Annotated in this window: 5 protein-coding genes; 3 read left to right on the forward strand and 2 right to left on the reverse strand. The window is 43.8% G+C overall.

What is annotated here, in order from left to right; genetic code table 11:
* The first annotated feature begins 406 nt into the window (after positions 1-406).
* Together HC965_RS13950 and HC965_RS13955 are read left to right on the forward strand one after the other, a co-directional pair.
* A complete protein-coding gene (locus HC965_RS13950; protein WP_191032038.1) occupies positions 407-3,538 on the forward strand; it encodes a TonB-dependent receptor in 3,132 nt (1,043 codons plus the stop codon).
* Positions 3,539-3,561: 23 nt separating this feature from the next.
* Positions 3,562-5,640, forward strand: a complete 2,079-nt coding sequence (locus HC965_RS13955; RefSeq protein WP_191032039.1) for a RagB/SusD family nutrient uptake outer membrane protein — start codon at positions 3,562-3,564, stop codon at positions 5,638-5,640.
* 108 nt (positions 5,641-5,748) lie between these two features.
* On the opposite strand, the gene HC965_RS13960 is transcribed toward HC965_RS13955, so the two are convergent.
* Entirely contained in the window at positions 5,749-6,438 is a 690-nt protein-coding gene (locus HC965_RS13960) for an SGNH/GDSL hydrolase family protein (protein WP_191032040.1), read from the reverse strand.
* A 167-nt stretch (positions 6,439-6,605) separates the two neighbouring features.
* Positions 6,606-9,605 carry a beta-galactosidase gene (locus HC965_RS13965; protein WP_370539982.1) on the reverse strand — a complete coding sequence of 1,000 codons (3,000 nt, stop codon included), beginning with the start codon at positions 9,603-9,605 and terminating at the stop codon, positions 6,606-6,608.
* 197 nt (positions 9,606-9,802) lie between these two features.
* Between HC965_RS13965 and HC965_RS13970 the strand changes: the two genes are divergently transcribed.
* Complete coding sequence (locus HC965_RS13970; protein WP_191032041.1) at positions 9,803-12,739, forward strand: sugar-binding domain-containing protein; 2,937 nt, start codon at positions 9,803-9,805, stop codon at positions 12,737-12,739.

A 12,739-nucleotide genomic window follows, 5' to 3' on the forward strand; every position in this document is an offset into this window, starting at 1 on the left:
CTACAGCATGGAATATCGTGCAAAAGACGGTATTTTCCATGCATTTGTACGATTCTGCATTGCTATATTTTGATTAAGTCGTTATGTTTGCAACACTTTTTTACAGATAGAGTGTGAAAAAGCTCCTTAAAAAAGAGAATCTAACTTTTGTTTAACTGAATAGCCAAAATGAGTATATAAATATACAAATATTACAATAAGATATGATACTACCAGGCTTCTATATAATACTTTTTAAAGTGATTCTCTAAGAAGTAACAGCAATATACGAGAAATAAAGAATATACAAGTAAACATTTAGAAACTAATGATTAAACATATGAAAAACAGCAATTTTAGGGTACTTCCCTATCATCTACAACGTGAGTACAATAATAATATATTCGTTTAACTTAATAATAACAGTATGAAAAGCAACAAGAAAAGTTATCATTTGTTTGCCAATACGGACATTATCCGACGGCTATTTTTCCTCGCTTTATTTTCCTTTTTAATGGTCGAATCCCATGCCCAAAATAAGACAATATCGGGCACAGTTACCGACTTTGCGGGAGAGCCGGTTATTGGTGCCAGTGTATTGGTGAATGGTACTACCAACGGTACAATTACAGATTTAGATGGTAAATTTACTCTAGCCAATGTACCGGCAAAAGGAACAATCACTATTACTTATATAGGATATAAAAAACAAGAATTATCCGTTGCCGGAAATACCAATTTCAGAATTACTCTTCAGGAAGACACCGAAACGCTGGATGAGGTAGTAGTTGTGGGATACGGTGTGCAGAAAAAAAGTGACGTAACCGGTGCTATGGCCCGAGTAGGAGAAAAAGAACTGAAGGCTATGCCTGTAAGAAATGCATTGGAAGGAATGCAAGGTAAGACAGCCGGTGTAGATATCACATCCAGTCAACGCCCCGGAGAGGTCGGTAACATCAATATCCGTGGACAACGTTCCATCAATGCAGAACAGAGCCCGCTGTATGTTGTAGATGGTATGGTGATTCAGAATGGTGGCATTGAAAACATCAATCCTTCCGATATTGAAGCTATTGATATATTGAAAGACGCTTCGGCCACAGCCATCTATGGTTCACGCGGTGCCAATGGCGTAATTCTTGTAACTACCAAAAAAGGGAAAGAAGGTAAAGTAACCCTGAATTACTCCGGTACTGTTACATTCGAAACATTACATGATGTCACTAAAATGATGTCTGCTGCAGAATGGTTGGATTATGCCCGTTTAGCTAAATACAATGCAGGTTCTTATGCTTCTGCCACTCCTACTTATGAAGCTGATAAAGCCGCGTTCGGTAGCGTAACCGCTTCCTGGCAGAACATAGAAAAAGCATGGGTGAATGGAAATTATGATCCATCGCTAGTTGGCTCCTACGACTGGGCTTCTCACGGAAAACAAACCGGAATCACTCACGAACATACTTTAAGCGCATCCGGCGGTTCTGATAAATTCCAGGGTTATGCCTCATTCGGTTACCTGGATCAGAAAGGTACACAACCGGGACAAGCCTATGAACGCTACACATTGAAAACATCATTCGACGTGACACCTGTCGATTGGTTCAAAATGGGATCTTCAATCAATGCGTCTTACTCCACTCAAGACTATGGATACAGTTTCTCTAAATCCGTTACCGGTTCCGGTGATTTCTACAGCGCATTGAGAAGTATGATTCCGTGGACAGTACCTTACGATGAAAATGGTGAATATGTCCGCTATCCGAGTGGTGACGTCAATATTATCAATCCTATCCGCGAATTGGACTATAATACCAATCAGCGCCGTACTTTCCGTGCATCTGCCAGCATGTACTCACAAATTGATTTCGGTAAAATATGGAAACCGCTGGAAGGTTTATCTTACCGGCTTCAGTTCGGTCCCGAATTCCAGTTTTACACATTGGGAGTTGCTAATGCTGCCGATGGTATCAACGGTGACGGTAATAACGGTGCCCAGTATAAGAACGAACAAAAACGTGCATGGACATTGGACAACCTGATCTATTACAACAAGACTCTAGGTCAGCATAGCTTAGGAGCTACATTAATGCAATCAGCTTCGGCCTATCATTATGAAATGGGAGACATGAGAGCTACCAATGTAGCGTCATCAGATGAACTCTGGTATAACATGGGCTCTGCCGGTACTCTGAATTCTTTTGGTACAGGTCTGACAGAAACTCAAATGGCATCTTACATGATCCGTCTTAACTACGGCTATAAAGACAAATATCTATTAACCGCATCTATGCGTTGGGACGGTGCTTCCCAGTTAGCAGAAGGACATAAATGGGCAAGTTTCCCCTCCGCGGCTATCGCATGGAGAATGGATCAGGAAGACTTCATGAAAGACATCAGTTGGCTGAATCAGTTAAAGCTTCGTGTCGGCATGGGTGTTACCGGTAATGCAGCTATCAAAGCATACGCCACCAAAGGCGCCATCACCGGCTTGTATTACAATTGGGGGCAGAATGAATCGTCTTTAGGTTATGTACCTTCAGACCCTTCACAAAAAGAACCTGCCAAAATGGCTAACCCGACCTTGGGATGGGAAAGAACAACACAATACAACGTCGGTATCGATTATGGTTTCTTCAATAACCGACTCTCCGGTAGTATTGATGCATATAAGACCAAAACTGACGATTTATTATTGGAAATGTCAATTCCTTCACTAACCGGCTATGTCTCTACGTATTCCAATGTAGGTAAAACATCCGGTTATGGCGTCGACTTGCAAGTAAACGCAATACCGGTACAAACAAAAGATTTCACATGGAGTACTACCCTGACATGGTCGATGGACAGAAACCGGATTGATGAACTATCTAACGGCAGAACCGAAGATGTAAACAACAAATGGTTTGTGGGCGAAGAAATCGGTGTTTATTATGACTGGGTATACGATGGTATCTGGAAAACAGAGGAAGCCGAAGAAGCTGCTGTGTACGGACGCAAACCGGGACAAATCAAAGTGAAAGATTTGAATGAAGACGATAAAATAGATGCTAATGACGATAAAAAGATTGTAGGTCATATGCGTCCACGCTGGACAGGTGGATGGAGCAATACTTTCAGTTACAAGAATTTCGAACTTTCCTTCTTCATTCTGTCACGTTGGGGGTTCACAGTGCCGCAAGGTTCTGTCACACTGGATGGTCGCTATATGCAGCGTAAAGTAGACTATTGGGTAGCCGGTACAAATGAGAATGCAAGATACTATTCACCCGGTTCGAATGGTGAAGGAGCCGATTCTTATAATAGTGCCATGAACTACCAAGACGGTTCATACATCAAAGTCCGTAACATCTCATTAGGTTATAATTTTACCCCACAACAATTGAAGAACCTGGGTATCAATAATCTTAAACTGTATGTTCAAGCGATGAATCCATTCAATATCTATAAGGCATGTGACTTCTTGGATACTGACCTGGTAAATTATGACAATAACACCAAGACATTTGGTTCACCTACTACTTCGAGAAGCTTTGTAATAGGCGTCAATATCGGATTCTAATAACCAATTAAAGTAAAGACATTATGAAATTAAACAGAATATTATTTGCAGCCATGCTGGCAAGCGCAATGGGAAGTTCGATAACCTCATGCAGCGAGTCTTTCCTGGACGAAAATCTAACGACTCAATATAGTACCGACCGTTTCAAGACACAGGAAGGTCTTGATGAACTGGTGACCGGAGCCTATCAGAAACTGAAATTCAAATTCAATTATATATGGGGTATCCAGTGTTACAATATGGGAGTAGACGAGTTTACCGATGCCAACAATGTTATTCCGGCATGGAACCACTACAGTCAGGATTTAAACTCTTCTGAAAATGGAGCAAACCAACCTATATGGGATAACTATTACGGATTGGTCGAACCGGCAAATATATTACTCGAGAACCTGCCACAGTATTATAACCAAAGTTCGCCAACCTATAACACACGCTTAGGAGAAGCCTATTTCCTCAGAGCTTATGCCTACTTCGAATTAGTGAAGCAATTCGGTGGCGTACCTTTGAAATTAACCCCTTCTACAAGCGCAGAAACATTTTTCACACGTAATTCTGCTGAAGAAATATATTCCCAGGTTATATCGGACTTTGGAGAAGCCTACAGACTGCTGCCGGATAAAGGGGCATCCATCGGCCGCATCAACAAATATGCTGCCGCACACTTCCTAGCAAAAGCACATCTATTCCGTGCTTCTGAACTATATAGTGACTGGAACAGTAGTTATGTATCCGCCGATTTGGATGCTGTTATCCAATATGGCTCGGAAGTAGTAGCCGCGCATCCTTTGTGTAATGACTATGTGGAATTATGGGATTATCAACAACCGAACGGTGGCAATGAGAAGGTCAGCGAAGTTGTCCTGGCCGCCCAATTCTCCAATGACGAATCAACATGGGGACGTTATGGAAATCAGATGCATCTTTATTATCCTTCCGTATATCAAGGTAATGATATCGGTGGTTGTAAACGCGATATCTCCGGCGGACGCGAATTCTCATATGTAAGTGCTACCGAATATACCATGCAAGTGTTCGACCGCGTCAATGACTCTCGCTTTTGGAAATCATTTACCACTTGCTACGGAGCCAACGAAACCAAGAGTGCTCCTACCTGGACAGCAGAAGATATGCCATATGCACCTGCTGGTGTGAAAGAGGGCGATAAACGCTTTAGCGGTGGTGAACTCGGAATGAAGTACATCGTCAATGATCCGGGAGACAACCGATACGAAAAGTATCCCAACGCTCCGGCCTACACAGCTCTGAAAGACGGAAAGATGTGTAATACTTATACTTACGTACGTTATTTCAAAGGACAGGCACATAGCTGGAACATAAACGAGAAAACCGGAAATTACTATGATATCATACCGCATAAACGTTCAGTCGCATTATCCAAATTCCGTGACGGTTACCGCGTTTCCATTGCATCGCAATTCGGTACCCGCGATGCTATTATCGCCCGTTCGGCAGACGACGTATTGATGGTTGCCGAAGCATATATCCGCAAAGGTGAATCCAATTATGACAAAGCTATCGAATGGATGAACAAACTACGTGAACGTGCCGGTTACGAGACTGGTGAAGACCGTAGCAAAAACGTTGATGGCGGACAGGCGTATAAAAACAATCCTTATTGTTCAGGAAAAGGTGGTGGTCACTCCTCCGAAGGTGCTATTTACTGGGAAGAGAACACTTACTATGAGTCTAATAATATATCGCAGACAACAGCTTCGTCAAAAACAACCATGAAGCTGAATGATGTGGCAGATATTTATAACTCCACAGTTGACACTCCTATTTACAATGAATTGGGTTGTACCTCTAATGCAGATAAGATGATGTGTTTCTTATTGAATGAAAGGACTCGTGAGCTTTGTGGCGAGTTACAACGCTGGGAAGACCTGGCACGTACCAAAACGCTGGATACACGTTGGCATAAATTCAATGATGGTGTCAGCAGAGGACTCGGAGAATTCAATCCACAGAAACACTACTATCGTCCGATTCCACAAGCATTCCTGGATGGTATCACCAACTCTAACGGTTCTGCCTTAAGCAACGAAGAAAAGAAAGCAATGCAGAATCCGGGATATTAATATCATAGACTTTTATTGCCACTTATACTCCTTGAATAAATGCTTTATAATCAAGGAGTATAAGTGGCAATACTTTTTTTATCACAGCATAGGAGAATATACTACTATCTACTTAGATTTCTCCACCATAAACTTTTTAACTTGCTCATTTATCTGCTCCATTCCTTTCACTGAAGGATGCCCACTCTTCTTGTCAATATCATGCAATTCAATGCAATCAATATTATAATGCTTGCAGATAGTTCTTACCGATTCATTAACCTCTTCTTTCAAACCAGTATTCAATATAAAATAGATTTCAACATTGGGATAGCGGTTAGTCATATGATCAAGCATATAGGTCATGGCAGGACGAAATTCATATAGTTTCTCCTTTGTCCATTCCTCATATTGATAGTCTCCGAGAGGAGCACCAGCCCAGTTATCATTTGTAGCACCAAAGATAAAGATTATATCCGGGCATCCCAGTTTGTCCATACGGGTAATAAAGGAACGGTCTGAGTAATCGGCTTGACGATAGCCCGTATTACAAATCGTTGCACCTGAAAAAGAATTGTTGATACAAAGACGGTAGTTGTTTTCTTTGATGAATTTATGCCACCAAGTCTGTTTAACAGAAGTCACGTCCGTCTTGTGTTGCGGAGAGTTGTAATACCAGATGCTATTTGTATCAGGTTGTATATATCCTTCAAAAGTTGAATACGAATCGCCCAAAATAGAAATTGATTTCAGGCTTTGAGCGAAACTAAAGCTGCTACATAAGATGGCTAGTAATAGTACGTAATATGTTTTTTTCATGTTAGAATAAAGTTTTCTATGTTGCGGCAAATATAGTATATATTACTAATATTGCAATATAAAGTTCTCCGCAACTTTCAGAAAAAAGTATCCATCGTACTATTACTATTATTTTAAATTCATTCAAAGATAAGAATCTTATTCAACATCTACATCTTATTCAATATTTACATCGAAAACACCAATACACCCGCTGTTGGAATCTCTGTGGTTCCTACTAATGCCTTGCCGCCTTTCGGTAATTTAAAGGTATAAGGACGATCCGAATAGTTCAGCACAATTCCCAATCCATTCCGGTATTCAAGTGTCACACCATACGGCAAATCCATTACGGGAATATCCAACTGTGAATATAGTTTTTTCAAAAGTTCCTTTTCTAATGTCCCATCGTGGCTGTCCACTCCGATATAAGTAATCGTTCCCTTCCCTAGTTTACGGAAAGTTACAGCCGGACTTCCTTCATAAAATTCGTTCGTATATGTCGCCCAAACCTGTGCGTCAACGGCAGGTATCAGGATTTCTCCCCACGTATTCCATGCATACTCTTTTCCATTCATAACGACTGTACCCGGGTCTTCAGGCAATAGTAAATCATAAAAGTTCATTTCATTGCCGGTCAGAGGGGTAATCATAGAGCCGAAAGGAGCTTCCGGCAGGCGGCCGTAACGGTCTTTTTGTGCCGTACGACAAGTCAATATAAGGTTTCCACCATTTCTGACATAAGTAATCCATTTATCTACCAGTTCTTTATCAGCCAGTTGATAAGCCGGTGCAATGACAACCGGATAATCAGAGAAATCTTTCGATTCAGAAATAAAGTCAACGGGCGCTCCGAATGATTTTAAAGTACGGTAATACTTTTCAATATGTCCGAAGGTATCCCATGTACGGTTCTGTTTTTGCCGTTCAATACTCCAACAGTTTTCATGGTTGAAGAGAATGGCAGTACGACGTGCTATATAGTCGGCAGATTTCGTTTCACGGGATGAGCAATGCTTGCGAAGTTCGTGAATCTCCTTAATGAAAGTCTCATATTCCTTTCCGCCGGGGGTGACGGTTACTCCGTCCGTACCTACTATTCCATAGTGATACTGTTCAGTACCATACAAAGGTTGACGATAACGATAAGTACAGATAAAATCACTTCCACCGGCAAACACGCTCCACATCCACAAGCGGACAGCTCCCGGAAGTGGTTGGGGATTGATACTGCCCCAGTTCACTTGTCCCGGTTGTAGTTCCATTACACCATACGTTCCCTGTATCGGACGGAAGAAATCATTCGCCCATGCGATACGCAATGGATTACCGACACGATAACCACGTCGACCGATACCTTCGTTATCACCATATACCATATATCGGGTATAACTTTGGAAATCAAGAGAAGGAGTTCCGCCGATATGACCTTCGTCATAGTTCGGGATATAATTCGTTGTTACCCATTGATTCTTTGCATATTTCTTTATCAACAGACATTGTTCGTTCAGGAAATCATTGGTCTGCGCTGCTGCAAAACGACGGTAATCCAAAATCTGATGATGATTCATAAACATCTGTACACGTTTGGGAAGCGTTATTTCATCAAAAGTGGAATAAGCTTCGCTCCAAAAAGCAGTGCCCCATGCATCATTCAACAGTCGGATATTATTATTGTATTTGGTACGGAGAAAGTCACGGAAAGCAAGTTCAGCTTTTAGGTTGTAGTCAAACTGTACGGCAGGTTCGTTATCGAGTTGCCATCCGATGATACGGGAGTCATTTCCATAATGCTGCGCCAATTTCTCAATCATCTTATAAGATAACTCCCTATAAAGAGGAGAAGCAAACGAGGCGTGTTGCCGGGCTCCGTGGTCAAGTATCGTTCCGTCCTCGTTCTTCAACAGTATTTCGGGATATTTCCGGCTCATCCATACAGGAGGGGTAGCAGTGGAAGTACACATGATAACTTTCAAGTCATATTTAGCGGCTAGAGCCACAGCCTTGTCCAGCCAAACAAAGTCATAGCGTCCCTCTTCCGGTTCCAGTTGCGCCCACGCAAACTCGGCAAAATGGGTAAATTCAAATCCCAGCTCCCGCATTTTCTTGAAGTCACGTTCCCACTGGCTTTCATCCCAGTGTTCGGGATAATAATAGACACCCGTCAGAGTCAGATCTTTATCATCAAACCAAGCAGAAGTCTGCCTTTTCAAGGCTTCTACGACAGAAGCATCTACTGCAAACGCCGTTCCGTGGCGGATACCTCTTGGGAAAGAAACCAGTTCGGAAACATCTTCCCATGTTTCGCCATTATCAAGGGAGCGGACAGCCCCGTAACGATGGTCGCGGTACTTATCGAAATAGACATAAAGCGTATCGTCCACAAAAAGAGGTGCAGGACCTTCTGCCCAATAATTACCGGTGATTGGTGCCGATACCTTTGTCGGAAATCCCTTTTCTATCTTTTTAGTGCGCGTGACACGCAGATTCTTTTCCGGTGGATTGGAGTTTTCATTCTTGACTACCATTATCAAATCCCCTTGTTTCGGGTCTTTCACAATAGCCGCATCAATCACGCTGAAATCGGGATTGAAAAACATCTTTGTCTTTGAGAATGTGCGGAAGTCTTTCGTAGTCACATAATAGATACGATGGTTCAACCCTTTCTCGCTCTCACTGGTAGGCACTTCCTTATGACGGCCGGGAATCGTGGTCGCCCAAAAGATATAGTATGTCTGCGAAGGCTCGTCATAAAAAAGCTCGGGTGCCCAGCAATTATGCGCATCCGATTCGTGCATCATCACGGGGATGGCTTGTTGCTCACTCCAATGCACCAAGTCGCGGGAAGAAGCATAGCCGATAATCCGGTCTGTCCAACTGGAAGTCCACACCATATGGAAAGTCCCGTCCGGCGACTGGCAGATACTGGGGTCACGCATTAATTTATCTTTACCGACAGCGGGCGTCAGATAAGAGCGTCCGCCGTTTAAAGGCATCCAGTTCAAACCGTCATAACTATACGCCAAGTGCAGTCCGTCCTTACTATTATTTATAAAATAAGAAAAGAGATAAGCAGTCCCGCCCGCGAAAATTGACATTACCGGGCAAAGACACAGAGCCATCCATAGAAATACTTTTTTCATGGTTCCTTTTAAGATTAAAAAGTTTACTCCGCAAATATATCGCATCTCTGAAATATATCGGAACGAAAGCAGATGGATATATTATCAAATCCATGTAGTTTTGTACACCAGCCCTCATACAGGCTCATTTTGATACAATATTCTATGTATCTGTACATCTTTCTATTTATCGAACCCCTAAAAAGCCCTACTTTAGCAGCAGATTTCCTAAAAGGATGAAAAACATATCAATTCTATATATCATGAAACGAATTTTAGCAAGTATTGTCCTCGCAATTGCTTCTGTATGCATCGTAGAGGGGCAAAACCACTCTTTCAGCTTATCCGGCAAATGGAATTTCCAAATAGACCGGGAAGATGCAGGCGTCAGGGAACAATGGTTCAAGAAATCCTTCGACGATTCCATCAACCTGCCCGGTTCCATGCCCGAAAAACTGAAAGGAGACGAAGTGACCGCCCGCACCCAATGGACTGGAAGCTTGTATGACAGTTCTTACTATTTCAATCCATACATGGAGAAATACAGGATGGAAGGACAAGTGAAACTCCCCTTCTTCCTGACTCCCGACAAGCATTATGTAGGCGTAGCCTGGTATCAAAAGAAAGTTACAATACCATCCAATTGGAGAGGGGAAAGAATCACCCTCTTCCTGGAACGTCCGCACATCGAAACCACCGTTTGGGTAAACCAACAGGAACTCGGTATGCAAAACAGTCTTTGCGTTCCTCACATATACGACCTGACTTCCGCGGTCTCTCCCGGCAAAACGTGCCTGATTACCATCCGTATCGACAACCGCATCAAGGAAATCAACGTAGGCCCCGACTCCCATAGCATCACCGACCAGACGCAAGGCAACTGGAACGGTATCGTAGGACGAATAGAACTGCAAACCACTCCGAAAGTCCACTTTGAAGATATCCAGATATATCCCGATTTGAATAATCGGAAAGCCGTGGTACGCATGAACATACAGTCCGCCGCTACCACCAAAGGAGAAATCACTCTTTCCGCCGAAAGTTTCAATGCCGACATACAGCATACGGTAGCTCCCGTCAAACAAAGTTTCAGCATCCGCCCGGGCGATAATCCGATTGAGATGGAACTCCCGATGGGAAAAGACTTCCTGACATGGGATGAATTCAGCCCCGCACTCTATAAACTGACTGCCACGCTAAACAACGGCAAACAGCATGACACAAAACAAGTGCAGTTCGGCATGCGTGACTTCAAAATAGAAGGAAAATGGTTCTACGTGAACGGGCGCAAAACGATGCTCCGTGGTACGGTAGAGAACTGCGACTTCCCATTGACAGGCTATGCGCCAATGGACGTAGCTTCCTGGGAACGGGTATTCCGTATTTGCCGCAGCTACGGTCTGAATCATATGCGCTTCCACTCCTTCTGCCCACCGGAAGCTGCCTTTATCGCTGCCGACCTTGTCGGTTTCTACCTGCAACCGGAAGGCCCGAGCTGGCCGAATCACGGCCCGAGACTGGGCAACGGTCAGCCGATTGATAAATATCTGATGGACGAAACCATCGCCCTGACCAAAGAATACGGGAATTATGCTTCTTACTGTATGCTCGCTTGCGGCAACGAACCTTCCGGCCGTTGGGTGGCATGGGTAAGCAAATTCGTAGATTACTGGAAAGCTACAGACCCGCGCCGCGTATATACAGGAGCATCCGTAGGAAATAGCTGGCAATGGCAGCCGCATAACCAATTCCATGTGAAAGCCGGAGCACGCGGCTTGAGCTGGGCAGGTGCCCGACCGGAAAGTATGTCGGACTACCGTTCACGTATCGACACTGTGAAACAGCCTTATGTATCGCATGAAACGGGACAATGGTGTGTTTTCCCCAACTTCAACGAAATACGCAAATATACCGGAGTCAACAAAGCGAAGAACTTTGAAATCTTCCGGGACATTCTGAATGACAATCATATGGGAAGCCAAAGTTATGACTTTATGATGGCTTCGGGCAAATTGCAGGCGCTCTGTTACAAACACGAGATCGAAAAGACTTTGCGCACTCCCGATTACGCAGGCTTCCAGTTGTTGGCTCTCAACGACTATTCCGGTCAGGGAACCGCACTGGTCGGCGTACTGGACGTATTCTTTGAAGAAAAAGGGTATATCAATGCCGAACAATTCAGGCGCTTTTGCAGTCCGACTGTTCCCCTGGCACGTATTCCCAAATTCGTATATGCCAATGATGAAACATTCCATGCGGACATCGAAGTGTCCCATTTCGGAGCAGCGCCCCTGCAAGGAGCAAAAACAATCTATACCATCAAAGATAAGTTCGGAAAGGTATATGCTCATGGAACGTTTGGAGCAGGCGGAACGGACGATACTGTCGGCACCGCCGGCACCAGCACTGTCAGCACGCAAACTATTCCTGTCGGCAACCTCTGTTCCCTGGGTAGTGTGGACTTGGCTCTGAAAGGAATCGACACCCCGCAGAAACTGAATCTCGAAGTACGTATCGAGGGCAGCGATGCAGTCAACGCTGTCAACGACTGGGATTTCTGGGTATATCCCGCACAAATGGAACTGGCGCATGGAGACGTCTATACCACCGACACATTGGATGAAAAAGCAATCTCCGTATTGAAAGAAGGTGGAAACGTACTGATTACGGCAGCCGGAAAGATACAATACGGTAAGGAAGTCAAGCAATACTTCACTCCCGTATTTTGGAATACGTCCTGGTTCAAGATGCGTCCGCCGCATACGACAGGTATCTTCCTGAATGAGTATCATCCTCTTTTCCGTGAATTTCCGACAGAATATCATAGCAACCTGCAATGGTGGGAACTGCTGAATAAGGCACAAGTCATGCAATTCACCGACTTCCCGGAAGAGTTTCAGCCAACCGTTCAGAGCATTGACACCTGGTTTATCAGCCGGAAAATCGGAATGTTGTTCGAAGCAAACGTATTGAACGGCAAACTACTAATGACGAGTATGGATGTTACTTCCCAACCGGAGAAACGAATCGTTGCCCGGCAAATGCACAAGGCAATCCTGGATTATATGAATTCAGACGCTTTCCGTCCGGCGACAACCGTCAGCCTGGAACAGATACAGGGATTATTCACCAAGGTGGCAGGAGATGTGAAGTCTTATACCAAAGACTCGCCCGACGAACTGAAACCGAAAATTAACTAA

The sequence above is a fragment of the Bacteroides sp. GM023 genome (assembly GCF_014750685.1).
GTDB lineage: Bacteria > Bacteroidota > Bacteroidia > Bacteroidales > Bacteroidaceae > Bacteroides.

Bases quoted from the DNA above. Each gene is read 5' to 3' on its own strand.
- HC965_RS13950 (WP_191032038.1), top strand. From the start codon at position 407: ATGAAAAGCAACAAGAAAAGTTATCATTTGTTTGCCAATACGGACATT.
- HC965_RS13955 (WP_191032039.1), top strand. From the start codon at position 3,562: ATGAAATTAAACAGAATATTATTTGCAGCCATGCTGGCAAGCGCAATG.
- HC965_RS13965 (WP_370539982.1), bottom strand. From the start codon at position 9,605: ATGCGATATATTTGCGGAGTAAACTTTTTAATCTTAAAAGGAACCATG.
- HC965_RS13970 (WP_191032041.1), top strand. From the start codon at position 9,803: ATGAAACGAATTTTAGCAAGTATTGTCCTCGCAATTGCTTCTGTATGC.
- HC965_RS13960 (WP_191032040.1), bottom strand. From the start codon at position 6,438: ATGAAAAAAACATATTACGTACTATTACTAGCCATCTTATGTAGCAGC.